Origin of the sequence: Cellulomonas xylanilytica, from assembly GCF_007989805.1 — a bacterium.
Taxonomy (GTDB): Bacteria; Actinomycetota; Actinomycetes; order Actinomycetales; family Cellulomonadaceae; genus Cellulomonas; species Cellulomonas xylanilytica.
Map to the genome: position 1 here is coordinate 1 of NZ_BJUB01000002.1, position 22,940 is coordinate 22,940.

Here is a 22,940-nt window from a genome sequence, read left to right on the forward strand (position 1 = left end):
CGGGCCCCGGCTCGGCGGGCCCGCCACGACGGCACGGCTCTCGTAGGTCAGACACCCAGCCGGACGACGTTCCAGGACACCGGCGGCACCTGGACCGACACGCGACCGTCACGCACGGTCGCCGTGGCGTTGGCGCGCGGGACGACCGAGGTGTCGTCGTCGGCGGTGGCGGACCAGGTGTGGTCCGGGTTGGCCAGCGTGGTCGCCTCGACGACGCGCAGACCGGGCAGCGAACGCGCGTCGACCTCGATCGTGACGGTCTCGGTCAGCGAGCGGTTGACCGCGAACAGCGCGACGTCGCCCGACTCGGCGTCCCAGGTGGCCACGGCGTCGACGAGCGCGGCGTCGCCGAACTTCGCGGTCTCGTACGTCGGCGCCTCGACGGCGACCTGCAGCACGTCGCCCTTCGCGTACCGGGACGCCTGCGCGAACGGGTGGAAGATCGTCTGCTTCCACGACCGGCCACCGGGCTCGGTCATGATCGGCGCGATCACGTTGACCAGCTGCGCGAGCGACGCCGAGTGCACGCGGTCCGTGTGCCGCAGCAGCGAGATCAGCAGGTTGCCGACGACGACGGCGTCCGCGACGTTGTACCGGTCCTCGAGCAGCACGGGCGCGACGGGCCAGTCGTGCCCGCTCGGCGGCCTGGACTCGGCACGGTGCTGGTACCAGACGTTCCACTCGTCGAACGAGATGTGGATCCGCTTGTCCAGCTTCTTGTGCGCGCGGACGGCGTCGGCGGTGGCGCTGACGGACTCGACGAAGTGGTCCATGTCCACCGCGGACGCGAGGAACGAGCCGAGGTCGCCGTCCTCCTCCCAGTAGTACGCGTGGGCGGAGATGAGGTCGACCTGCTCGTACGCCTCGGTGAGCACGATCCGCTCCCACTCGCCGAAGGTCGGCATGGAGACGCCGGAGGAGCCGCACGCGACGAGCTCGAGGTCCGGGTCGACCATGCGCATCGCGCGCCCGGTCTCCGCGGCGAGCCGGCCGTACTCGTGGGCGGTCTTGTGGCCGATCTGCCACGGGCCGTCCATCTCGTTGCCCAGGCACCACATCCGCACGTCGTACGGGTCGGGTGCGCCGTTGGCCCGGCGCTGGTCGGACAGGCGCGTGCCGCCGCGGACGTTGCAGTACTCGAGCAGGTCGACGGCCTCCTGCACGCCGCGCGTGCCCAGGTTGACGGCCATCATCGGCTCCACCTCGGCGAGCCTGGCCCACCGCATGAACTCCTCGACGCCCACGGTGTTGGGGTCGGTCGAGTGCCAGGCGAGGTCCAGGCGGGCCGGGCGCTGGTCGAGCGGGCCGACGCCGTCCTCCCAGCGGTAGCCGGACACGAAGTTGCCGCCGGGGTACCGCACGGTGCTGACGCCGAGCTCGCGGGTCAGGTCGAGCACGTCCTTGCGGAACCCGTCCGCGTCGGCGGTCGGGTGCGCGGGGTCGTGGATGCCGGTGTAGACGCAGCGGCCCAGGTGCTCGACGAACGAGCCGAACGTGCGCCGGCGGACCGGTCCCACCCGGAAGGCCGGGTCGAGGGTGAGGCGGACGGGGATCATGCGGTCTCCTGGTTCGGTCGGATGGGCTCTGCTGGTTGACAAGAGACCCAGCGGACGCCGTGCGACGGGACCTCGAGGACGAGCGCCCCCTCGGGTTCCCACGGCGTGGGGTGCAGGTCGGGGGTGGTGCGGGGGTCCCACAGGTCGCGGGTGGTCCAGCTGCCCGTCGCCCCCGCGTGGCCGACCAGCGACGCCAGCGGGACCGAGACGGTCCGCGGCGTGGCACCGGTCCAGAAGACGGCGACGTACGTCGTCGCCCCCTCCACCGCGGTCCACACGATCAGCTCGCCGTCGTCGAGCGGCTCGCGGACGACCTCGCGCCCGTCGGTCCCGTTCTGCAGGACGTGGCCGACCGCGGGGTTGGCCAGCAGGTCGAGCGTCGCGGGGTCGCTCGTCGGCAGGTCTCCCCCGACCATCAGGGGAGAGCGCGCCATCACCCAGAGCGTGAGGATCGTGCGCTGCTCCTCGGGCGTCAGCAGGCTGTGCCGGGGGTCGCCCCGCTCGGCACGCAGCCCGATCCGGCCGAGCGGCAGCATGTCGGCGTCGGCCCAGCCGCCGGGGCGCTGGAACGGCGCCCACCGGGCGAGCCGCGCGAACTGCGCGTGCACGTCCTCCCAGCGGTCCCAGAGGTCGTCGCAGACCCGCCACATCTGGGCGTGCTCGCGCAGGTGCTCCACGTGCGCCGTCGACAGGTGGGTGCCCGGCGACAGCGACAGGACGATGTCCCGGCCGGAGCGCTCGATCGCGAGCGCCCACGCCTCGACCGCGTCCGGGTGGTACGGCGCGAGCATGTCGTCGACCTTGAGGAAGTCGACCCCCCAGCCGGCCAGCTGCGCGACGAGACCGTCGAGGTACGCCTGCGCGGCGGGGTGGCCGTGGTCGAGCCCGTAGTTGTCGTCGTTCCACGGGCAGACCGAGGTGGTGTCGGCCGCGTCCCGTGCGGTCCAGGTGGTGCCCTCCACCGGGAGTCCCTGCTCGACTGCGATCCGCGGGATGCCGCGCATCATGTGCACACCGAACCGCAGCCCCAGGGCGTGCACCTGGTCGGCGAGCGGTCCGAAGCCACGGCCGCCGGCCGCGGACGGGAACCGGTTCTCGGCGGGGAGCTGGCGCCCGTAGGCGTCGAGGACCAGCGTCGACCCGTCGTTGTAGCCGTGCGAGCGGGCCGCCGGGTCGTACCAGTCGATGTCCACGACGACGGTGTCCCAGCCGGTCGGCAGCAGCCGCTCGGCCAGCACGGCCGCGTTGGCCAGGACCTCGTCCTCGGTGACCGTGGTCCCGTAGCTGTCCCAGCTGTTCCACCCCATGGGCGGCGTCTGCGCGTGACGCGACATTCGTGGAGGCCCCTTCGCCGTCTTCTACATCGTTGTACAAGCATCATGCACGGCGCGTCGGGACGACGTCAAACGACCGTCGCGCATCGGTGCGCTGATCGCAGGACAGACCGCGTCGCGCGTTCTACACCGGTGTAGACGACCGTCGCAGGTCGGCGTCGTCCAGGGCCATCTCAGGACGCCTGCTCTCCCACGGTCGACTCCCGGACGACGATCTCGAAGTCGGTGACGACCTGCACGAAGGGCTTGTCGGGCTCGACCTCCTGGATGCGCGCGAGCAGCAGGTCGACCGCCGTCGTTGCGATCTGCTCCCGACCGGGCGCCACGGTGGTCAGGGTGGGCGAGGAGTACGCGGTCTCCTCGATGTCGTCGAAGCCGATCACCGCGATCTGCCCCGGCACGTCGATGCGCCGCGCGTGCAGCACGTGCAGGGCGCCCAGCGCGAGCGCGTCGTTGAGCCCGAACACGGCGTCGATCTCGACGCCGGACTCCAGCAGGCGCTCCATCGTGTCGGCGCCCGTCGCGCGGTGCCACAGCCCCGCCTCGCCGACGAGCGCCGGATCCACGCTCAGGCCGGCCTCCTCGAGCGCCTGCCGGTAGCCCTGGACGCGCAGCGCGGCGGAACCCACCGTCTCGCCCTCGTGCGCACCCACCACGGCGATGCGCCGTCGGCCGAGGTCGAGGAGGTGCTGCGTGGCCGCGCGGGCCGCCTCGACGTTGTTCATCGTCACGTGGTCGGCGGGGCCGCCGAAGATCCGCTCCCCCAGCAGGACCATCGGGAAGTCGACGTGCAGCGCCGCCGCGTCCTGCGGCCCGAGGGCCAGCGGCGAGAAGATCAGGCCGTCCGTGAGATGCCGGCGCTGGCCGGAGAGCACCTCGAGCTCGCGCTCACGCACCGACCCGGTCTGCTCGATGAGGACGGTCAGCCCGCGGGCCTCGGCCGCGCGGATGACGGAGTCGGCCAGCTCGGCGAAGTACGGCAGCGACAGCTCCGGCACCGCGAGCCCGATGAGCCCCGTCCGGCCCCGCCGCAGGTTCCGCGCCGAGATGTTCACCTGGTACCCGAGGTCGGCGATGGCCGCCTCGACCCGCTCCTTGGTGGCCGGTCGGATGTACTGGTACCCGTTGACCACGTTGGAGACGGTCTTGATCGAGACCCCCGCCCGCGCGGCGACCTCGTGCATCGTCACCGCGGATCCCCGCCTGGCCGTGCTCATCGCCGTCTCCCTGGTCGCGCCCCCGCCCACGGGACAGAGTCCCAGATCAGGAGCACGCTACATCGTTGTAGAAGCCGGGAGGCGGCAGAAACACGACGGGCCCGGCAGAAGCCGGGCCCGTTCGTCGGAGCGGGCGACCTCACGGCCGCCGTGGCTCACTTCTTGTTGCGACGCTGGTGACGCGTCTTGCGCAGCAGCTTGCGGTGCTTCTTCTTGGCCATCCGCTTGCGGCGCTTCTTGATGACGGAGCCCATGGGGTCCTCACTTCGCTTCCGATGGAGGCCCGGAGACGGGCCGTTCTGGTGGTCGATCGACGCGCAGAAGAGATCGAGTGCTATCGAGTCGACCACGCACGAACAAAGTCCGAGGCTCTACCTTACGCGATCGCGGGAGCGCCGGGCGACGCGCGGTCGATCAGGACGTCTGTCGCTCCTGGCCGTGGGCCTGCTCGCGCGCCTCGACGGCCGGCGACGTGGCCAGGTAGTGGTCCAGCGCGTCCTGCGGGACGCGGAACGAGCGGCCGACGCGGACCCCGGGCAGCTCCCCCGAGTGCAGCAGGCGGTAGACGGTCATCTTGGAGACCCGCATGACCTCAGCGACCTCGAGCACCGTCAGGAATCGCGTGCGCCCGGGCTGGTCGCGCTGCTCGCTCATGTCCGCTTCCGTTCCGCCCGGCGCGCGGCGGGCCCGCGCACCCACCCTGCGGGTGCCGGACCAGCCTAGTGGCGCGTGGGACAGGTGGGATAGAGGAGACGGCTGGGACGTCGCTCGTCCGGCCCAACGCACCGCACACCCGGTCGCGTCCGACGCCTCCCGCGTCCGCGGCGGGCAGTCGTGGTCCGCGTCCCGCGTCCGTGCCGGTCAGTCGTGGTCCGCGTCGAGGCCCAGCGCCGGGAAGACCGCCGCCCGGGTCGCGCGGATCGACCTGTCGACGTCGTCCCCCGGGTCGTAGCCGGCCGACCACGGGCTGAACCGCGCGTCGCGCCCGTCGGTCATGACGTCCGGGCCGAGGCGCCCGTAGCGCTCGCGCACCAGCGAGCGCCACGCGTCGGGAACCGGCGTGCCGGGGTCCACCGGGTGGTGCGTCGCGATGCCGAGCAGGTGCGTCCACGCGCGCGGCACCACGTCGACCACCGCGTACCCGCCGCCACCCAGGGCGAGCCACCGTCCGTCCGCGACCTCGTGCGCCAGGTCGTGCAGCAGCTGCGCCGCACGCACCTGCCCGTCGATGCTCACCCGCAGGTGCGTCAGAGGATCCAGCAGGTGCGTGTCGCAGCCGTGCTGCGTGACCAGGACGTCCGGGTCGAACGCGCGCACCACGGCGGGCACCACCGCGTCCAGCGCCCGCAGCCAGCCGGCGTCGCCCGTGCCCGACGGCAGCGCGACGTTGACCGCCGTGCCCTCGGCTCCCGGTCCCCCGGTCTCCCGGGGGTGACCGGTGCCCGGGAACAGCGCGTGCCCGGTCTCGTGCACCGAGACGGTGAGCACCCGCGGGTCGTCCCAGAACACCGCCTGGACGCCGTCGCCGTGGTGCGCGTCCACGTCGACGTAGGCCACCCGCTGAGCCCCCGCGTCCAGGAGCGCGCGGATGGCGACGGCCGCGTCGTTGTACACGCAGAACCCCGAGGCCGCCCCGGGCATCGCGTGGTGCAGGCCCCCGGTCACGTTCACGGCGTGCTGGGCCCGCCCTTCCCACACGGCGAGCGCCGAGTCCACGGAGCCCTGGACCACGCGCGCGGACGCCTCGTGCATGTCCGGGAACACCGGGTCGTCGGACGTGCCGAGGCCGTGCGCGGGGTCCGGCGTGCCGTCGGTCGACGCGGCGTGCACAGCGGCCACGTACGCGGGGTCGTGGACGGTCTGCAGCAGCTCGTCCGACGCCATCTGCGCCCCGACCAGCTCCACGTCGTCGCCCGCCAGCAGCCCGAGCGCCTCGGCCAGGCGGATGGTCAGGTCCAGCCGCTCGGACGTCATGGGGTGCCCGTGGCCGAAGTCGTACGCGAGCATCTCGCGCGACCAGACCACGCGCACGGGTGCCTGCGACGTCATGGGCTCACCGTCGCACCCGGGGCCGCCCCTGTCGATCCGGGGACCTGTGCCTGTCGGGTCGATCCACACGGCCACGGCGTGCCAGAGTTGGCCCGACCGGCGAGCGCCGGGCCGGTTGCGGGAGGTGTGATGGCGCGGGGTGGCCCGGGCGTGGCATGGCGGTTGCGCGACATCGTCGACCACTCCGCACGGCAGTCCCCCGCCCGCCTCGCGCTCGGCGTGTTCGCCCTCGTGATCGTCGTGGTGACCGCCGGACTGTCGGCGCCGTGGGCGACCGCCAGCGGCGTGCGGGCACCATTCGTCGACGCCCTGTTCACGGCAGCGTCCGCCAGCACCGTCACGGGCCTGGTCGTGGTGCCCACCGGTGAGTACTGGTCCGCGTGGGGCCTGGTGGTGATCCTCGTCGCCATCCAGATCGGCGGCCTGGGCGTGATGACCCTCGCCTCGCTGCTCGGCATGGCCGTGTCCCGGCGCATCGGCCTGACGCAGCGGCTGCTCGTGTCGTCGGAGACCAAGGAGACGCGGCTCGGTGAGGTCGGGTCGCTGATCCGCACCGTGGTCATCACGTCCGTCGCGCTCGAGCTCATCATCGCGATCGTGCTCTTCCCGCGGTTCCTCATGTACGACGAGAACGTCGGCTCGGCCGCCTGGCACGCCGGCTTCTACGCCATCTCCGCGTTCAACAATGCCGGGTTCGTGCCCACGCCCTACGGGCTCGAGCCGTTCGTGTCGGACTGGTGGGTGCTCATGCCCATCATCATCGGCGTGTTCATCGGCTCGCTCGGGTTCCCGGTGATCCTCAACGTGGCCCGCAACCTGCGCGAGCCGCGCCGGTGGAGCCTGCACTCGAAGCTGACCATCACCACCAGCCTCGCGCTCGTGGTGGCGGGGTCGATCCTCGTCGCCGCGTTCGAGTGGACCAACCCCGGCACGTTCAAGCCGCTGGACGCCAGCGGGACCGCCCTCGCGTCCCTCTTCGCCGGGGTCATGCCCCGGTCGGCGGGGTTCTCGACCGTGGACGTCGGCGAGATGCGCGAGGGCACCTGGCTGCTCATGGACGCGCTCATGTTCGTCGGTGGTGGCTCGGCCTCGACCGCCGGTGGCATCAAGGTCACGACGCTCGCCGTCATGCTGCTCGCGATCCTCGCCGAGGGCCGCGGCGACAAGGACGTCGAGGCCTACGGCCGCCGCATCCCCCGCGAGGCCCTGCAGGTCGCCATCGCGGTCTCGCTCGTCTCCGCGACGTTCGTCCTGGTCTCGTCCCTGCTCCTGCTCGCGATGACCGACCTGGCCCTCGACACCGTGCTGTTCGAGGTCATCTCCGCCTTCGCCACCTGCGGCCTGTCCACGGGCATCACCGCGGACCTGCCGGACGCGGCCAAGTACGTGCTCACCGTGCTCATGTTCATCGGCCGGACCGGCACGATGACCCTTGCGGCCGCGCTCGCGCTGCGCAACCGTCGTCGGGTGATCCGGCTACCAGAAGAGAGGCCGATCATTGGCTGACAGGTTTGGCGACTCCCTCAAAGGGACGCAGAACGCACCGCGCACCCCGAAGAAGGACTCGGGCGTGCTCGTCATCGGGCTCGGCCGGTTCGGGTCCTCCATCGCCGCGACCCTGGACCGCCTCGGGCAGGACGTGCTCGCCGTCGAGCGCAACCCCGAGCTCGTCGCCCAGTGGGCCGGCCGCATCGCGCTCGTCGAGGCCGACGCCGCCAACCCGGAGGCGCTCGAGCAGCTCGGCGCGCGCGAGTTCCCCGTGGCCGTCGTCGGCGTCGGGTCCTACCTCGAGGCGTCGGTGCTGATCACCGGCAACCTCGTGGACATCGGCATCCCGCAGATCTGGTCCAAGGCCATCAGCAACGAGCACGCGCGCATCCTGCAGCGCATCGGCGCGCACCACGTGGTGCTGCCCGAGGCCGACGCCGGCGCGCGCGTGGCCCACCTGGTCTCCGGCAAGCTCCTCGACTACATCGAGGTGGAGGACGGGTTCACCATCGTCAAGATGCGCCCGCCGAAGGAGACGCAGGGGTTCACCCTGGCCCAGTCGAAGGTGCGCGAGCGCTACGGCGTGACGGTGATCGGCGTGAAGAGCCCGGGCATCGACTTCGTGTACGCGACCCCGGACACCCGCCTGTCGACCAATGACCTGATCATCGTCTCGGGCCACGCCGACCTGCTGGAGAGGTTCGCGGCCCGCCCCTGACCCCGTCCTGACGACGGACCGTGGCAGCTTGCGACGAGCGCGGCAGCTTGCGACGAGCGCGGCAGTCGGAACTGCCGCGCTCGTCACGAACTGCCGCGCTCGTCGTCGGCCGCCGCGCTCGTGAGCTGCCGCGCTCGTCGTGGGGCAGCCGGGCTCGTCGACTCGGAGAGCCGTCAGCGGCGGCGGATCACCAGCAGGCGCTGGAGGACCACGAAGATCAGCAGCAGGGCGCCGATGAAGATCTTGGTCCACCAGGAGCTCAGGGTGCCCTGGAACGTGATGATGGTCTGGATCAGGCCGAGCACCAGCACGCCGAGCACCGAGCCCAGGACGAAGCCGCTCCCACCCGTGAGCAGGGTGCCGCCGATGACGACCGCGGCGATGGCGTCGAGCTCCATGCCGACCCCGGTCAGCGCGTAGCCGGACCGCGAGAAGATCGCGAACAGCAGGCCGCCGAGCCCGGCGCACGTGCCGCTGATGACGTAGACGAGCACCTTGGTGCGCGCCACCGGCAGACCCATGAGCTTGGCGGACTGCTCGCCGCCGCCGATCGCGTAGACCGTCCGGCCGAACCGCGTGTAGTGCAGCGTGACGAACGCGATGGCCACGACCGCCAGCGCGATCACCCCGCTCGGGGTGATGACCAGGCCGTCCTCGGTGCCCCAGCGGGTGCGGGCGAGGGCGACGATGGTGGGGTCGGTGATCGGGATCGACTCGGGCGCCACGATGTAGCAGAGGCCGCGCGCCAGGAACATCGCCGCCAGGGTGGCGATGAAGGGTTGGATCTCGAAGACGTGGACCATCACGCCGACGACGAGGCCGATCACGGTGCCGACGAGGATGACCAGCGGGATGGCCACGGCGGCGCCGAACCCGTGCGAGAACATCCACGCGGCGACGCAGCCGGACAGCGCGACGACGGCGCCGACGGACAGGTCGATGCCCCCGGTAAGGATCACGAACGTCATGCCGACGGCGATCACCACGAGGAACGAGTTGTTGATGAGCACGTTGGCCATGACGCGGCCGGACAGGAAGTTCTCGTACAGCGAGCCGCCGATGGCCAGCATGGCGATCAGGACGATCACCGTGCCGAGGACCGGCAGGTAGCGCTCGTCGACGTGGAACCGCCGGACGCGGGTGCCGAGCGACTGACGTGGTGCGGTGGGCACCTTCGACGGGGTGAGCTGGTCGGTCGCCATCAGGCCGGCACCTCCACGGGAGCAGGGGCGGTGGCTCGCCTGCGGGCTCGCAGCTTGTGGCGGACCACGGGCGACTGGAGGAGGCAGACGAGGATGACGACGAGCGCCTTGAACAGCGAGACCGCGTTCGCGGGGATGCCGAGGATGGTCACCGAGAACGTCAGCGTCGTGATCACCAGGACGCCGACCAGCGTGCCGACAAGCGAGAACTTGCCGCCGGCGAGCGAGGTGCCGCCGATGACCACCGCGAGGATGGCGTCGAGCTCGATGAACAGACCGGCGTTGTTGGCGTCGGCCGCCATGATGTCGGAGCTGCGGATGAACCCGGCGATGCACGCGAAGAACGCGCACAGGATGTAGACGGTCCAGATGATCGTCCGGGCCCGCACGCCTGCCAGCCGGGAGGCGACGGGGTTGATGCCGACCGACTCGATGAGCACGCCGAGCGCGGTGCGCCGCGTGATGAGCGCCATGGCGACGAAGAAGAACCCGGCGATGAGCGCCGCGACGGGCAGCCCCAGCCAGTAGCCGGTGGCGATCGTCTTGTACGGGGCGCTGTTCACGGTGGTGATCTGGCCGCCCGTGATAAGCATCGCGATGCCGCGCCCGGCGGTCATGATCACCAGGGTCGCGATGATCGGTTGGATCCCGACCACCGCCACGAGGAACCCGTTGAACACCCCGATCAGGAGGCAGACCAGCACCGCGCTGCCGATCGCCGACAGCACGACCGCGAGCGACTCCGGGTTGTCGGACGCCGCGATCTGGGACAGGGCGACCGCTCCGGCGATGGCCATGACGGCGCCGACGGACAGGTCGATGCCGCGGGTCGCGATGACCAGCGTCATGCCCAGGGCCACGAGCAGCAGGACGCTGGAGCGCCGCACGATGTCGATGGGCCCGCCGTACAGGTGCCCGTCCCGGACGGTGATGTCCAGGAAGGTGTTCGACTTCAGCACGCAGGCGAGCAGCAGCACGGCCAGCGCGACGATCGGCCAGAACAACCGGTGCCGGGCTACGGCTCCGGCCGAGGTCATGACGGAGCTCATGACTGCCCTCCGCTCGCGATGAGGTGGACGACGTCGTCGGTGGTGACGTCGTCGGAGTTGGTGATCTCGGCGACCTTGCGGCGGTCCCGCAGCACCGCGATGCGGTGCGAGAGGCGCAGGACCTCCTCGAGCTCGGCGGAGATGAACACGACCGCCATGCCCTGCTGGGCCAGGTCGGCGACCAGCTTCTGGATCTCGGCCTTGGCCCCGACGTCGATGCCGCGGGTGGGCTCGTCGAGGAGCAGGAGCTTCGGAGCGGTGGCGAGCCAGCGGGCGAGCAGCACCTTCTGCTGGTTGCCCCCGGACAGGTTGCCGGCGATGGCCTCGGGGTTGGCGGGACGGATGCCGAGCGCCTCGATGTAGCGGTTCACGACCTCGTCGGACTTCCGCCGCGAGATCCGGCGCAGCCAGCCCCGGTCGGCCTGCAGCCCGAGCACGATGTTCTCGCGCACCGTCAGGTCCCCGACGATGCCCTCGGTCTTGCGGCTCTCCGAGGAGTAGACGATGCCGCGGGCGAGGGCGGTGCGCGGGGTCCGCATCTTCGTCGGGACCCCCTCCACCCGGATCTCGCCGGAGTCCGCGTGGTCCGCGCCGTAGAGCAGCCGGGCGAGCTCGGTGCGGCCGGAGCCCAGCAGGCCCGCGAGCCCGACGACCTCGCCGGCGTACACGTCGAGGTCGAACGGCTCGATCGTGCCCTTGCGCCCCAGCCCGATGGCCTGGACGTAGGGCTGGGTGTCCACGCGCTCCGCGACCGACCGCTTCGGGGCCTCCTCGAGCTCCTCGAGGACGGCGAGCGCGCGGCCGATCATCTTCTGCACCAGCTCGACCCGGTCCAGCTCGGCCGTGCGGTACTCGCCGACCAGCGTGCCGTTGCGCAGCACCGTCATGCGGTCGCTGATCTCGTACACCTGGTCGAGGAAGTGGGAGACGAACAGGATGGCGACGCCACGGTCGCGCAGCGCGCGCACGACGTCGAACAGGCGGGCGACCTCGTCGGCGTCGAGGCTGGACGTCGGCTCGTCGAGGATGAGCACGCGGGCGTCGACGACCATCGCCCGCGAGATCGCGACGAGCTGCTGGACGGCGAGCGAGTGCGACGACAGCGACGACTTCGGGTCGATGTCGAGGTTCATGGTCCGCAGGTGGTCGCGGGCCGCGCTCCGGGTGCGCCGCCAGTCGACCACCCCGGCGCGGCGCACCTCGTGGCCGAGCATGATGTTCTCCGCCACCGACAGGTTGTCGCAGAGGTTCACCTCTTGGTAGACGGTGCTGATCCCCGCGGCCTGAGCCTGCGCGGGACCGGCGAACGTGCGCTCCTCGCCGTCGACGACGATCGACCCGGAGTCGATCGTGTACACGCCGGTGAGGGCCTTGATCAGGGTGGACTTCCCGGCGCCGTTCTCGCCCATGAGGGCGTGCACCTCGCCCGGGAACAGCCGGAGGTCGACGCCGTCCAGCGCCTTGACCCCGGGGAACGTGATGGAGATCCCCGTCATCGCGACGATCGGGGTCGGTTCTGCTGTCTCGGTCATCGTCGACCTTTCGTCCGCGCCGGTCTCACGGTACCGGCAGGGCTGTGCCGCCCGGGGGGACGCGAGGTCCCCCCGGGCAGCGTGGCGTCTCAGGGTGCGACGGTCAGTACTGGCGGTCGGCCAGGACTGCCTTGGCGCCTTCCTGGTCGAACGCCTCGTCCTTGGTGACGATGCGCGGCTCGACGGTGCCGCCGTCCTCGAGGGTCTTGATGATCTCGGCGAGGTCCGGACCCAGCAGCGGGTTGCACTCGACGATGTAGCTGATCTTGCCCTCGGCGAGGGCGGTCATGCCGTCCTTGACGCCGTCGATGGTGACGACCTTGATGTCCTGACCGGGCACCTTGCCGGCCGCCTCGATCGCCTCGATGGCGCCCAGGCCCATGTCGTCGTTGTGCGCGTACACGACGTCGATGTCGGGGTAGGCCTGCAGGAAGCCCTCCATGACCGTCTTGCCCTCGGCGCGCGTGAAGTTGCCGGTCTCCGACGCGATCACGGAGATGTTGTCGTTGCCCTCGATGGCGTCCTCGAACCCGGTCTTGCGGTCGATGGCCGGTGCGGAGCCCGTGGTGCCCTGCAGCTCGACGACGTTGATGGGCTCGGTGCCGAGGTTCTCGGAGACCCAGTCGCCGATGCGCTTGCCCTCCTCGACGAAGTCCGACCCGATGAACGTCACGTAGAGCGACGTGTCCTCGGAGTCGACCGCACGGTCGGTGAGGATCACGGGGATGTCGGCCTGCTTGGCCTCCTCGAGCACGCTGTCCCAGCCGGACTCGACGACCGGCGAGAACGCGATGTAGTCGACGCCCTGCGCGATGTAGGACCGGATCGCCTGGATCTGGTTCTCCTGCTTCTGCTGCGCGTCGGAGAAGCTCAGGTCGAACCCGGCCTCCTCCGTGAGCGCGTCCTGGATCGACTTGGTGTTGGCGGCACGCCAGCCGCTCTCGGCGCCGACCTGGCTGAAGCCGACGGAGATCGCGCCGCCGTCGCCGCCGTCGCCGCTGCCTGCGGTCTCCCCGTCACCGGAGTCGCCGCCGCTGCTGCACGCCGCGAGCCCGAGTGCGAGCACCGCGAGACCTGCGGCGAGCGACCGTGTCCTGAACATCTTGCTGACCATCTGCTTCTCCTCCTCGAGAAACGCACTGGCACGCAGTCCGACCCACGCCGGCCGGTCTGCGGTCGCGCACCCCGGGGCACCGGGAGCACGAGCCCCGCTGGACCGAGGTCCAGCAGGTGGTTCGCCTGAATGTTAGCGCTCACATTCTCGTGGGAGGCCTGGTTTTCAGGTTGCATTCCGATCACGCTTCCGAGCCGACGACGCGAGCTGCCGCCGGCCCGGCGCTCCCGGGTGCGGAGCTCACCCGTCGGGCGGACGGGAACGGCCTCCGGTCACGGCCGTTCCCGCTGGTCATCCGGCAGGAGCGGCACTGTCGACGAGCGTGGCGGCCGGGACGCTGGTCGTCCTCGTAGCGTGCCGCTCCCGGGACCACCGGTCCGCGCCGCTCCCTCCGGCCCTCACCCGCGGTCAGGGGGTGCGGCGGCGGAGGGTGGCGGCCCCGACCACGAGGGCGCCGACGATGAAGCCGGCGATCACCGCCACGTCGCCGCGCACGGCGGTCCAGGTGCCGCCGGCCGCGAGCAGCTGCATGGCGTCGAGGGCGTAGGTCAGCGGCAGCACGCGGGAGATCCACTCGAGGACCGTGGGCATCTCGTCGCGCGGCATGAGCAGCCCGCAGGTGATGAGCTGCGGGAACAGGACCAGGGGCATGAGCTGCACGGCCTGGAACTCCGTCCTCGCGAGCGCGGACGCGCCCAGGCCCAGCGCGCAGCCGAGCACGGCGTCCAGCACCGCGACGAGGACCACCAGCCCGATCGGCCCGGCGACGTCCATCCCGCACACCCACACGGCGAACCCGACGATGACCAGGGCCTGGACCGTCGCCAGGACGGCGAACGCGAGGGCGTAGCCGACCACCACGTCACCGCGGCCGATCGGCAGGGTCATCAGCCGCTCCAGCGTGCCCGACGTGCGCTCCCGCAGCGTGGCGACGCTCGTGACCAGGAACATCACCATCATCGGGAACAGGCCCACCAGCAGCGGCCCGAACTGGTCGAGCACCGGCGTGCCGTCGAACATCCACGCGATCAGGCCGATGAGCACGCAGGGCAGCAGAACCACCAGGGCGATCGTGCGCCGGTCGTGCCGCAGCTGGGTGAGGACCCGGCGCGCGGTCGCGGCCGTGAGGCTCACCGTCATGACGCGCGACGGGACGTCCCGCACCGTCGGCGCCGTCAGCGTGACGCTCATGCCCCCGCTCCTCTCGTGACGCTGTCGTGCGCGGCGGCGTCGTCGACGAGCGCCAGGAACGCCGCCTCGGCGTCCGCCGTGCCCGTCCGGGCGAGGAGGTCGTCCAGCGGGCCGTCGGCGAGCACCGCTCCACCGCGCAGCAGGACGAGCCGGTCGCACCGGGCGGCCTCGTCCATGACGTGGCTGGACACCAGCAGGCTCACCCCGGACCGGCTCAGACGGTGGAACAGCCCCCACAGGTCGCGGCGCAGCACCGGGTCGAGGCCGACGGTCGGCTCGTCGAGCACCAGCACGTCCGGCCGGCCGAGCAGGGCGATGGCGAGCGACACCCGCGACCGCTCGCCGCCGGACAGGGTGCCGATCGACTGCCCGGCGTGCGCGAGCAGGTCGACCTCGGTGAGCGCCTGCCGGATCGCGTCGGCGCCCATGCCGAGGATCGCCGCCGCGTACCGCAGGTTCTCCATCACCGTCAGGTCGGTGTAGACGCTGGGCGACTGGGTCACGTAGCCCACCCGCCGCCGCAGCGCGGCCGACCCTGCGGGCAGGCCGAGCACGGTGACCGTGCCGCCGTCCACGACCTGCGCGCCGACGATCGCGCGCATCAGCGTGGTCTTTCCGCTGCCGCTCGGGCCGAGGAGCCCGACCACCTGCCCGACCGGCACGGCGAGGTCGAGCGACGGGATGACCGGGGTGCCGCCGCGCACGACCCGCAGCCCGGCGATCTCGATCGCGTTATTCCTCATGCGAGGAATTCTGCTCCTGCCGCCGGGGCGGGCGCAAGGCCTTCGCCGCTACTGCGTGGAGTCCACGATCACGGCACGCAGCCGGTCGATCGCGGCCCGGTCACCGACGAGCGCGAGGCCGTCCGCGTTGCCGCGGCCCCAGAGCCACAGGTCCAGGTCCCACGCCGCGCCGGAGACCGTCGCGGTGACGTCCTCGTCGTCCCCCTCCCACGGCGCCCCGCCCACGAGCTCCCCGCACTCCTCGTCGTACTCCTTGCCGGTGGTGGGCGACGTGCCGTGGAACCGCCCGAACGCCACCACCCACTCGCGGCGCGCGTCCGTGGCGGACAGCCGCACCCGCTGGCCGTCGGGGGTGAACGTCGCCCACGCCGGCAGCCCGCTCACCATGACGCCGAGCATCTCGTCGACGCCGTCCGCGGCGAGCACCGCCCCAGGGTCCCCGACCGGCAGGCCCGCCGTCTGCTCGGCGTCCACCCGGTGCACCAGCGCCTCGTGCGCCTGGCGGCGCAGCACCCACCCGACGGTCCCGCCCGTGGACGACCAGGACCAGCACGGGTCCGCCGGGTCGTGCGCGGCGAGCGCGGCCAGCAGCGCCTGCGTGCGTCCGCGCAGGAACGGCACCAGCTCGTCGTCGGGCCGCCGCTCGGTGTCGTCCGCGTCGTCGGGACCCGCCGGGGCGTTCCCGACGATCTGCGACCAGAAGTCCTGCACCTCCCCCAGGTGGTACGCGAGATCCGCGGCGTCCCAGTCCGTGCAGGACGGGACCTGCGCGGTCAGCGGGGTCTGCGCGAGGGCGTCGGCCACCCGGGCCGACTCCTGTGCGATCACGTCGGCGTAGTCCAGGGTGTCCTCGGTCATGGGCCGCACGCTACCGACCACCGCCGACACCGACCTCCCCGGCGTGCCGCCCGCCGACCTCCCCGCTACGGTGACGCGTGCTCACCGAGACCCTCCGCCGGCACGGCCCGGCCGTCGCGCTCGCCGCCCTGCTCGGCACGTCCGGCGTGCTCCACCTGCGGCGTCCGGGCATCTTCCGCCCCCTGATCCCCCGCAGCCTGGGCGACCCGGACCCGTGGGTGCTGGGCAGCGGCGTCGCGGAGCTGGCGTGCGCCGCCGCGCTCGTCGTGCCACCGACGCGTCGCCTCGGCGGGTGGGCGTCGGCCGCCCTGCTGGTGGGCGTCTTCCCGGGGAACGTGACGATGGCGGTCCGCTCCCGGCCGGACGCGCGCGGGTGGGCCGGCAGGCCGGCGGTGGCGTGGGCGCGGCTGCCGCTGCAGGTCCCGCTCGTCGGCTGGGCCGTCGCGGTGGCACGCCGCGCCTGAGCGCAGCGGTTGCGAGCAGCACCCGGTCGAGGTTGCCTCGACGCATGAGGCGCCTCATCGAGGGCGACGCTCCCGCCGCCACGGACCTCGCGGCGCGGCTCGCGACCGCGCGGGTCGTCTGGGTCGCGACGGTCGACGGACACGCCCGTCCGCACGCGGTGCCCGTCTGGTTCGTCTGGACCGACCCCCGCGTCGCCATCTTCACGCCGTCCGGCACCGCGAAGGTCGGCCGCGTCCGGGCCAACCCGGCGGTCGCGCTGCACCTCGACACGCTCGACGAGGGCGCGCAGGTCGTCACGATGTCGGGGACGGCGTCCCTGGTCCCGCCGGACGACCTGGAGGAGGTCCGCGCCGCGTTCGCCGTGAAGTACGCGCCCGACCTCGGCGGTGCACCGATCAGCGGCTGGTTCGCGACCTTCGACCAGCCCCTCACGGTCCACGTCGAGCGGATCGTCTCCTGGCGGTCCACCCCGGCCGGGCCCGACTTCTACGTCGTCCCGAGCGAGCCCGTCAGGTAGCGGTCGAGCGTCGGCGCCACGAGCGCGACGACGTCGTCGACGGGCATCGAGGCCAGCGGCTCGAGGCGCAGCACGTGCCGGGCGAGCAGCACCCCGGCGACCTGGGAGGCCACGAGCGACACGCGCAGCTGCTGGTCGGGCGGCGGCAGCAGCTGGGCGACGCGTCCGAAGACCTCCCGGCCGACGTACCCGGCGAGCGCCTCGGCCTGCGTCTCGCCCGCGGTCATGCCCGCGAACGCCACCCGCAGGGCGACCCCCCCGTCCCGGCCCCAGATCCCCAGCACCGTGGTGAGCAGGCGCGCGCCCAGCCCGTCGACACCACCCGCCGCGAGGCCTGCGGCGAGGACCGCCGGGTCGATGCCGGTCGGCACGATCCCGGCGGCGAACAGGTCCGACTTGGTGCGGAAGTAGTGCCGGACCAGGCCAGGGTCGACGTCCGCCCGGCGTGCGACGGACCGGATGCTGGCCCCGTCGAAACCGCGGTCCGCGAACTCCTCGCGGGCCGCGGCCAGGATGGCGCCACGGGTGTCCTCCCCGGCGGGCCGCCGGCCGCGACGCCGCGCCGTGGCAGCGGCGCCGGGCTCGTCGGCGCCGGCGCCGGCGTCGGCGGACGTGGGCGTGGGCGGCATGGGCACAGCGTACGGAGCGGGCTCAGGACTCCGGGGTGGACGAGCGCTGCGTCGGCACCTCGGTCACGGTCGAGCGTCCCTGATGGGCCGACCACCGGAACGGGCGGGTGGCAGCGGGCGACGCGGCGACGGCCACGACCGCCATCGCGACGGCGGCCGCCGCCCCGGCGAGCTCCAGGGCGATGACGGCGAGGCCGCCCGAGAAGATGACTGTCTGCACGGACCGACGGAGGAACGTGTGCACGGCGGACTCCCTGGGACGAGTGTGGGCCGCCCGGTCGGGCGCGGGGCGTGGCGCGCGGACGCACTGGCGCCCGGGTCACGCAGGGGAGTCGAGAATCTCGATCTTCGGTGCGACGAGGAGGGTGGGGCCGGGCCCCGCCCGCGCGCTGAGCACCCGCAGCTGGGGCGGCTCGAGCTCGGCCGGCAGGTCGCCGTCGGCACCCGAGCGCTCTCCGGACGCCGTTCCGCTGCCCGCCGGGGGCAGGCTCGTCGTCGGTGCGCCCGACGGTCGGGCGTCGTCCCGGGTGGTCTGACTGCGCAGGTGCTCGACGCTCGGCGGCGACGCGACCATCGGCAGCGGGTCGTCCGGGAGCGGTGCGCTGCCGTCGCCTCCGGGGAGGCGCGTCGGGGACGGCCGTGCGGTGGACACGTCCGGCGGGGCGACGGTCGCGCAGGGCACCACCGTCACCGCCGGGGCCGACGGGACGAGCTGCGTGGTCACGGTCGCCGCACCGGCCGCGGGCCCGTGCTTCGCGGGTGCCGGGACGGTGGCCGTGGCGACCGGCTGCAGCACGTCGCCCACCGGCTCCGGGGCGGATGCGACCGGAGGCAGGGCAGCCGTGATCGGCGCCGTCACGACGCTGACCACCGGCAGGACTGCCTGCTCCACGGTCTCGGTGACGGGTGCGAGGACCGGCACGACCGCGTCGGGCACCACCTCGGGCACCGCGACCGTCACCACCGTCACCGGCTCGGCGTCCGGCACGGCGTCCGGCGCGGCGGCCAGCGTGACCGGCACGGCCACCGGACCGGTCGTCTCCGGCACCACCGTGCCGACCGTCTCCACCACCGGGTCGAGCACGGGGTCGAGCCCCGGATCGAGCGCCGGGTCGAGCACGGGGTCGAGCGCCGGTACCGGCACCGGGTCGACCCCGCCGTCGGAGGTGAGGACGGCCATGGGCTCGAGCGCCGTCGGGGTCACGCCACCGACGTCGCCGACAGGTTCGACGGCGGCACGCGCCGAGGCCGCGGACCACAGCGCGGTGAGCAGGGCGACCAGCAGACCGGCGGCGACGACGAGGACGGCACGGAGCAGCCACCGCATCCCGGCCGCCCCCTGCACCGTCATCGCTACGCTCCCCACGTCGCCGATGTCATGACGTTAAGCACAGATGTTGTAGGAGGCAATCACCGCCGGGGGCTCCACCCGATCGGACGAACCGTCAGAAACCCTGGGCCAGCCGGAAGTAGACCTGGTTCCACCGGACCTGGTCGCGGAAGCCGCGGCGAGTGGTCGCCTCGTCGATCACCAGGAGCTCGGTGCGGGCGATCTCGGCGAAGTCCTCGAACGCCTCCACGCCCACCGCGGTGGTGAGCACCGTGTGGTGCGCTCCCCCGGCCGTGAGCCACGCCTCGGCCGACGTGCGGAAGTCCGGGCGGGGCTCCCACACGGCGCGCGCGACCGGGAGGTGGGGCAGGTCGGCGGTGGGCGGGACGACGTCGACGACGTTCGCCGTGAGGCGGAAGCGGTCGCGCATGTCCGCCAGCGAGACGACCACGCCGACGCCGGGGTCGGCGTTGAACACCAGGCGGACCGGGTCCTCCTTGCCGCCGATGCCCAGCGGGTGGATCTCCAGGGTCGGCTTCGACGTGGTCAGCGTCGGGCAGATCTCGAGCATGTGCGCGCCGAGGATCCGCTCCGAGCCCGGCGTCAGGTCGTACGTGTAGTCCTCCATCAGCGACGCGCCACCGGGCAGCCCGGCGCCCATCACCTTGGCGGCCCGCACCAGGATGGCGGTCTTCCAGTCGCCCTCGGCGCCGAACCCGTAGCCGTCGGCCATGAGGCGCTGGACGGCGAGCCCGGGGAGCTGGCGCAGGTCGCCGAGGTCCTCGAAGTTCGTCGTGAAGGCCTTGGCGCCCAGCGACTCGAGCAGGGTGCGCAGAGCGATCTCCTGGCGGGCGCCGTAGCGCAGGGAGTCGTGCCGGTCCCCGCCCTTGGTCAGCTCCGGGACGACGTCGTACAGGTCCTCGTACTCGGCGACGAGCGCGTCGACGTCGGCGTCGGACACCGCCTCGACGGCGGCGACCAGGTCGTTCACGCCCCACGTGTTCACCGAGACGCCGAACCGCAGCTCGGCCTCCGTCTTGTCGCCCTCGGTCACGGCGACGTTGCGCATGTTGTCGCCGAACCGGGCCAGCTTGAGCTCGTGCGTCGCGGCCCAGCCGGCGCACGCGCGCACCCAGACGTCGATCGACGCGACGACCGCCGGGTTCGAGACGTGCCCCGCGACGGTCTTGCGCGCCGCGCCCAGGCGGGTCGCGATGTAGCCGAACTCCCGGTCGCCGTGCGCGGCCTGGTTCAGGTTCATGAAGTCGAAGTCGATGGTGTCCCACGGCAGCTCGACGTTGGCCTGCGTGTGCAGGTGCAGCAGCGGGGTGCGCAGCGCGTCCAGGCCGGCGATCCACATCTTCGCCGGGGAGAACGTGTGCATCCACGCGATCACGCCGATGACGGAGTCGTCCGCGTTGGCCTCGAGCGCGGCACGGCGGATCGCGTCGGAGTCGGTGAGCACGGGCTTCCAGACGACCCGCGCCGGGAGGGCGTCCTCGAGCAGTGCGGCGATCTCCTGCGACTGCGTCGCGACCTGGCGCAGCGTCTCCTCGCCGTACAGGCCCTGGCTCCCGGTGAGGAACCAGATCTCGCGGTCGGCGTAGGGCTTGGTCATGAGTCGCTCTCCGGGGTGTTCGTGGGCTGCTGGCCGTAGACGTGCTGGTAGCGGGCGTACAGGGAGTCGATGTCGGACTGCGCGATGGGCACGGTGTCGCCCAGCTGCCGGGCGATGTGCACCGTGCGGGCCACCTCCTCGACCATGACGGCGGCCTTCACGGCGGCCTTGGCGTCCGTGCCGATGGTGAACGGGCCGTGGTTGCGCATGAGCACCGCCGGGCTGCGCGAGTCCCGCAGGGTCTCGACGATGCCGCGGCCGATCGAGTCGTCGCCGATGAGCGCGAACGGGCCGACGGGCACGTCGCCACCGAACTCGTCGGCCATCATCGTCAGCACGCACGGCACGGGCTCGCCGCGCGCGGCCCAGGCCGTGGCGTAGGTGGAGTGGGTGTGCACGACGCCGCCGACGTGCGGCAGGTGCCGGTAGACGTAGGCGTGCGCGGCGGTGTCGCTCGACGGCGAGCGCGTGCCGTCGACGAGGGTGCCGTCGAGGTCGCAGACGACCATCGACTCGGGCGTGAGCTCGTCGTAGGTGACGCCGGACGGCTTGATGACCAGCAGGTCGTCGGGGCCCGGCTCCGACCCCACGACGACGCGCTGCGACACGTTGCCCGCGGTCCACACCACCAGGCCCCAGCGCGGGAGCTCCGCGTGCAGGGTGGCGACGACGGCTCGGGTGCGCTCGATCTGGTCGAGGACGGCCTGCGGGTATCCCTGCGGGAAGACGGTCACAGTGCCTCCACCGCGGCCTGCTCGATCGCCAGCCCGGCGCTGTAGCGCTCGAGGTAGGCGTCGAAGCCGCGGACGTCGTCGGTGTCCGGCTCCACCGTCGTCGCGACGGCACCCCCGAACACGTCGTTCTCCAGGTAGCCGGCCAGGTCCTGCTCGGACGCCGCGCCCAGGTGGGCCGCGAGGACGGCGATCCCCCAGGCACCACCCTCGCCCGCCGTGCTGCCGACGGTCACCGGTGCACCGACCGCGGCCGCGAGCAGCCGCTGGGCGACACCCTCGGTGCGGAACAGGCCGCCGTGCGCGAACAGCGCGTCGATCTCGACGCCCTCGCCGCGCAGGACCCGCATGCCGAGCGCCAGGGTGCCGAACGCGCCGTAGACCTGGGTGCGCATGAAGTTGGCCAGCGTCAGCCGGCTGTCGGGGGTCCGCACGACCAGCGGCCGGCCCTCGTCCAGACCGGTGATCGGCTCGCCCGACAGGTAGTTGTAGGCCAGCAGCCCGCCGCCGTCGGCGTCGCCGCGCAGCGCCTCGCGCAGCAGCACCCCGAAGACCTCGTCGCCGCTCGCCGTGGTGCCGAGCGCGGCCGCGAACTGGCCGAACACCTCGGCCCACGCCCCGAGCTCGCTCGCGCCGTTGTTGCAGTGCACCATCGCGACGAGCTCGCCGGACGGCGTGGTGACCAGGTCCAGCTCGTGGTGCACGCTGGTCAGCGGCTTCTCGAGGACCACCATCGCGAAGATGCTGGTGCCGACGCTGACGTTGCCCGTGCGCGGAGCCACCGCGTTCGTCGCGACCATCCCCGTGCCGGCGTCGCCCTCGGGCGGGCACAGCGGGATACCGGGCTGCAGGGTGCCCGTGGGGTCGAGCAGCGCGGCGCCCGCCTCGGTCAGCCGCCCGGCGTCCTGCCCGGCGAGCAGCACCTCGGGCAGCAGCGGCGCCACGTCGAGGCCCGGGTAGGCGGCGAGCATCCGCTCGTCGTAGGCCTTCGCGGCGGTGTCGATCGGGAACAGGCCCGACGCGTCGCCGATGCCCAGCACCTTGCGACCGGTGAGCGTCCAGTGCACGTAGCCCGCGAGCGTCGTGACGAAGGCGATGTCCGGGACGTGCGGCTCCGCGTCGAGCTCCGCCTGGCGCAGGTGGGCGATCGACCAGCGCAGCGGGATGTTGTGCCCGAACAGCTCCGTGAGCTCCGCGGCGGCCGGGCCGGTGGTGGTGTTGCGCCAGGTGCGGAACGGGACGAGCAGCTCGCCGGCCGCGTCGAACGCGAGGTAGCCGTGCATCATCGCGGAGACCCCGATGGCGCCGACCGTGGTCGGCCGCACCCCGTGCTGCGCCTCGGCGTCGGCCAGCAGCGAGGCGACGGCGGCCTGCAGGCCGGACCAGACGGCGTCCAGCGAGTACGTCCAGACGCGGTCGACGAACTGGTTCTCCCAGTCGTGGCTGCCGCTGGCCAGCGGCGCGTGGCCGGGCCCGATCAGGACGGCCTTGATCCGCGTGGAGCCCAGCTCGATGCCGATGGCCGTCCGGCCGGCCGCGATGGCCTCCCGGGGGTCGGCACCGTGGGGATCGACCGTCATCACGCGGGCTCCGCTCCGT

Annotated in this window: 23 protein-coding genes; 4 read left to right on the forward strand and 19 right to left on the reverse strand. The window is 72.6% G+C overall.

Annotation, left to right across the window (positions count from 1 at the left end; translation table 11 throughout):
• Nucleotides 1-47 precede the first annotated feature (47 nt).
• The 6 genes from arfA to CXY01_RS02865 all read right to left on the reverse strand — a co-directional run bounded on the left by arfA (nt 48) and on the right by CXY01_RS02865 (nt 6,156).
• Nucleotides 48-1,556 (reverse strand): arabinosylfuranosidase ArfA, encoded by a 1,509-nt coding sequence (arfA, locus tag CXY01_RS02840; protein ID WP_146925572.1) that lies wholly within the window; start codon nt 1,554-1,556, stop codon nt 48-50.
• Nucleotides 1,553-2,863 carry a glycoside hydrolase family 27 protein gene (locus CXY01_RS02845; RefSeq protein ID WP_146925573.1) on the reverse strand — a complete coding sequence of 437 codons (1,311 nt, stop codon included), beginning with the start codon at nt 2,861-2,863 and terminating at the stop codon, nt 1,553-1,555. The genes arfA and CXY01_RS02845 overlap by 4 nt, the downstream gene beginning before the upstream one ends.
• A gap of 200 nt (nt 2,864-3,063) precedes the next feature.
• Nucleotides 3,064-4,107 (reverse strand): LacI family DNA-binding transcriptional regulator, encoded by a 1,044-nt coding sequence (locus CXY01_RS02850; RefSeq protein ID WP_246124982.1) that lies wholly within the window; start codon nt 4,105-4,107, stop codon nt 3,064-3,066.
• A gap of 155 nt (nt 4,108-4,262) precedes the next feature.
• Nucleotides 4,263-4,361, reverse strand: coding sequence for a 30S ribosomal protein bS22 (locus CXY01_RS02855; protein WP_003792170.1), 99 nt, complete (start codon nt 4,359-4,361; stop codon nt 4,263-4,265).
• Between the two features lie 160 nt (nt 4,362-4,521).
• A complete protein-coding gene (locus CXY01_RS02860) occupies nt 4,522-4,761 on the reverse strand; it encodes a helix-turn-helix domain-containing protein (RefSeq protein ID WP_146925574.1) in 240 nt (79 codons plus the stop codon).
• Between the two features lie 207 nt (nt 4,762-4,968).
• Nucleotides 4,969-6,156, reverse strand: coding sequence for an acetoin utilization protein AcuC (locus tag CXY01_RS02865; protein WP_146925575.1), 1,188 nt, complete (start codon nt 6,154-6,156; stop codon nt 4,969-4,971).
• A 129-nt stretch (nt 6,157-6,285) separates the two neighbouring features.
• Here CXY01_RS02865 and CXY01_RS02870 point away from each other — a divergent pair, with 129 nt between their 5' ends.
• Nucleotides 6,286-7,662 (forward strand): TrkH family potassium uptake protein, encoded by a 1,377-nt coding sequence (locus CXY01_RS02870; RefSeq protein WP_146925576.1) that lies wholly within the window; start codon nt 6,286-6,288, stop codon nt 7,660-7,662.
• Nucleotides 7,663-7,726: 64 nt separating this feature from the next.
• Entirely contained in the window at nt 7,727-8,362 is a 636-nt protein-coding gene (locus tag CXY01_RS02875; protein ID WP_246124983.1) for a potassium channel family protein, read from the forward strand.
• A gap of 173 nt (nt 8,363-8,535) precedes the next feature.
• Here CXY01_RS02875 and yjfF read toward each other — a convergent pair whose 3' ends face one another.
• The 7 genes from yjfF to CXY01_RS02910 form a co-directional block, all read right to left on the reverse strand.
• Entirely contained in the window at nt 8,536-9,564 is a 1,029-nt protein-coding gene (yjfF, locus tag CXY01_RS02880) for a galactofuranose ABC transporter, permease protein YjfF (protein WP_146925578.1), read from the reverse strand.
• Nucleotides 9,564-10,613, reverse strand: coding sequence for an ABC transporter permease (locus CXY01_RS02885; protein WP_246124984.1), 1,050 nt, complete (start codon nt 10,611-10,613; stop codon nt 9,564-9,566). Before CXY01_RS02885 ends, yjfF begins: the two co-directional genes overlap by 1 nt.
• Nucleotides 10,610-12,145, reverse strand: coding sequence for a sugar ABC transporter ATP-binding protein (locus tag CXY01_RS02890; RefSeq protein WP_146925579.1), 1,536 nt, complete (start codon nt 12,143-12,145; stop codon nt 10,610-10,612). Before CXY01_RS02890 ends, CXY01_RS02885 begins: the two co-directional genes overlap by 4 nt.
• 103 nt (nt 12,146-12,248) lie before the next feature.
• Entirely contained in the window at nt 12,249-13,259 is a 1,011-nt protein-coding gene (locus tag CXY01_RS02895; RefSeq protein WP_146925580.1) for an ABC transporter substrate-binding protein, read from the reverse strand.
• 408 nt (nt 13,260-13,667) lie between these two features.
• The gene (locus tag CXY01_RS02900; protein ID WP_146926052.1) at nt 13,668-14,399 is read right to left on the reverse strand and encodes an ABC transporter permease; all 732 of its coding nucleotides are present in this window, start codon (nt 14,397-14,399) and stop codon (nt 13,668-13,670) included.
• A gap of 47 nt (nt 14,400-14,446) precedes the next feature.
• On the reverse strand, nt 14,447-15,193 hold the full coding sequence (locus tag CXY01_RS02905) for an ABC transporter ATP-binding protein (protein WP_146925581.1): 747 nt from the start codon (nt 15,191-15,193) through the stop codon (nt 14,447-14,449).
• A 48-nt stretch (nt 15,194-15,241) separates the two neighbouring features.
• Nucleotides 15,242-16,051: a maleylpyruvate isomerase N-terminal domain-containing protein gene (locus tag CXY01_RS02910; RefSeq protein ID WP_146925582.1), complete on the reverse strand. Its 810-nt coding sequence runs from the start codon at nt 16,049-16,051 to the stop codon at nt 15,242-15,244.
• A gap of 77 nt (nt 16,052-16,128) precedes the next feature.
• Here CXY01_RS02910 and CXY01_RS02915 point away from each other — a divergent pair, with 77 nt between their 5' ends.
• Complete coding sequence (locus CXY01_RS02915) at nt 16,129-16,515, forward strand: DoxX family protein (protein WP_146925583.1); 387 nt, start codon at nt 16,129-16,131, stop codon at nt 16,513-16,515.
• A gap of 44 nt (nt 16,516-16,559) precedes the next feature.
• Nucleotides 16,560-17,033, forward strand: coding sequence for a pyridoxamine 5'-phosphate oxidase family protein (locus CXY01_RS02920; RefSeq protein WP_146925584.1), 474 nt, complete (start codon nt 16,560-16,562; stop codon nt 17,031-17,033).
• On the opposite strand, the gene CXY01_RS02925 is transcribed toward CXY01_RS02920, so the two are convergent.
• From CXY01_RS02925 to CXY01_RS02950, 6 genes are all read right to left on the reverse strand, one after another.
• A complete protein-coding gene (locus tag CXY01_RS02925) occupies nt 17,003-17,662 on the reverse strand; it encodes a TetR/AcrR family transcriptional regulator (RefSeq protein ID WP_146925585.1) in 660 nt (219 codons plus the stop codon). The genes CXY01_RS02920 and CXY01_RS02925 overlap by 31 nt on opposite strands.
• 22 nt (nt 17,663-17,684) lie before the next feature.
• Nucleotides 17,685-17,906 (reverse strand): hypothetical protein, encoded by a 222-nt coding sequence (locus CXY01_RS02930; protein ID WP_146925586.1) that lies wholly within the window; start codon nt 17,904-17,906, stop codon nt 17,685-17,687.
• A 75-nt stretch (nt 17,907-17,981) separates the two neighbouring features.
• Nucleotides 17,982-19,013 (reverse strand): hypothetical protein, encoded by a 1,032-nt coding sequence (locus CXY01_RS02935; protein WP_146925587.1) that lies wholly within the window; start codon nt 19,011-19,013, stop codon nt 17,982-17,984.
• A gap of 94 nt (nt 19,014-19,107) precedes the next feature.
• A complete protein-coding gene (araA, locus tag CXY01_RS02940) occupies nt 19,108-20,610 on the reverse strand; it encodes an L-arabinose isomerase (protein WP_146925588.1) in 1,503 nt (500 codons plus the stop codon).
• Nucleotides 20,607-21,344, reverse strand: coding sequence for an L-ribulose-5-phosphate 4-epimerase (locus CXY01_RS02945; RefSeq protein ID WP_146925589.1), 738 nt, complete (start codon nt 21,342-21,344; stop codon nt 20,607-20,609). The genes araA and CXY01_RS02945 overlap by 4 nt, the downstream gene beginning before the upstream one ends.
• A complete protein-coding gene (locus tag CXY01_RS02950; protein WP_146925590.1) occupies nt 21,341-22,921 on the reverse strand; it encodes a xylulokinase in 1,581 nt (526 codons plus the stop codon). Before CXY01_RS02950 ends, CXY01_RS02945 begins: the two co-directional genes overlap by 4 nt.
• Between the last annotated feature and the right edge of the window lie 19 nt (nt 22,922-22,940).

Coding starts and splice junctions, on each gene's coding strand:
- CXY01_RS02920 (WP_146925584.1), top strand. CDS start 16,560: ATGAGGCGCCTCATCGAGGGCGACGCTCCCGCCGCCACGGACCTCGCG.
- CXY01_RS02865 (WP_146925575.1), bottom strand. CDS start 6,156: ATGACGTCGCAGGCACCCGTGCGCGTGGTCTGGTCGCGCGAGATGCTC.
- CXY01_RS02895 (WP_146925580.1), bottom strand. CDS start 13,259: ATGGTCAGCAAGATGTTCAGGACACGGTCGCTCGCCGCAGGTCTCGCG.
- CXY01_RS02905 (WP_146925581.1), bottom strand. CDS start 15,193: ATGAGGAATAACGCGATCGAGATCGCCGGGCTGCGGGTCGTGCGCGGC.
- CXY01_RS02870 (WP_146925576.1), top strand. CDS start 6,286: ATGGCGCGGGGTGGCCCGGGCGTGGCATGGCGGTTGCGCGACATCGTC.
- CXY01_RS02885 (WP_246124984.1), bottom strand. CDS start 10,613: ATGAGCTCCGTCATGACCTCGGCCGGAGCCGTAGCCCGGCACCGGTTG.
- arfA (WP_146925572.1), bottom strand. CDS start 1,556: ATGATCCCCGTCCGCCTCACCCTCGACCCGGCCTTCCGGGTGGGACCG.
- CXY01_RS02900 (WP_146926052.1), bottom strand. CDS start 14,399: ATGACGGTGAGCCTCACGGCCGCGACCGCGCGCCGGGTCCTCACCCAG.
- CXY01_RS02935 (WP_146925587.1), bottom strand. CDS start 19,013: ATGACGGTGCAGGGGGCGGCCGGGATGCGGTGGCTGCTCCGTGCCGTC.
- CXY01_RS02855 (WP_003792170.1), bottom strand. CDS start 4,361: ATGGGCTCCGTCATCAAGAAGCGCCGCAAGCGGATGGCCAAGAAGAAG.
- CXY01_RS02925 (WP_146925585.1), bottom strand. CDS start 17,662: ATGCCGCCCACGCCCACGTCCGCCGACGCCGGCGCCGGCGCCGACGAG.
- CXY01_RS02950 (WP_146925590.1), bottom strand. CDS start 22,921: ATGACGGTCGATCCCCACGGTGCCGACCCCCGGGAGGCCATCGCGGCC.
- CXY01_RS02850 (WP_246124982.1), bottom strand. CDS start 4,107: ATGAGCACGGCCAGGCGGGGATCCGCGGTGACGATGCACGAGGTCGCC.
- CXY01_RS02860 (WP_146925574.1), bottom strand. CDS start 4,761: ATGAGCGAGCAGCGCGACCAGCCCGGGCGCACGCGATTCCTGACGGTG.
- CXY01_RS02910 (WP_146925582.1), bottom strand. CDS start 16,051: ATGACCGAGGACACCCTGGACTACGCCGACGTGATCGCACAGGAGTCG.
- CXY01_RS02890 (WP_146925579.1), bottom strand. CDS start 12,145: ATGACCGAGACAGCAGAACCGACCCCGATCGTCGCGATGACGGGGATC.
- yjfF (WP_146925578.1), bottom strand. CDS start 9,564: ATGGCGACCGACCAGCTCACCCCGTCGAAGGTGCCCACCGCACCACGT.
- CXY01_RS02845 (WP_146925573.1), bottom strand. CDS start 2,863: ATGGGGTGGAACAGCTGGGACAGCTACGGGACCACGGTCACCGAGGAC.
- araA (WP_146925588.1), bottom strand. CDS start 20,610: ATGACCAAGCCCTACGCCGACCGCGAGATCTGGTTCCTCACCGGGAGC.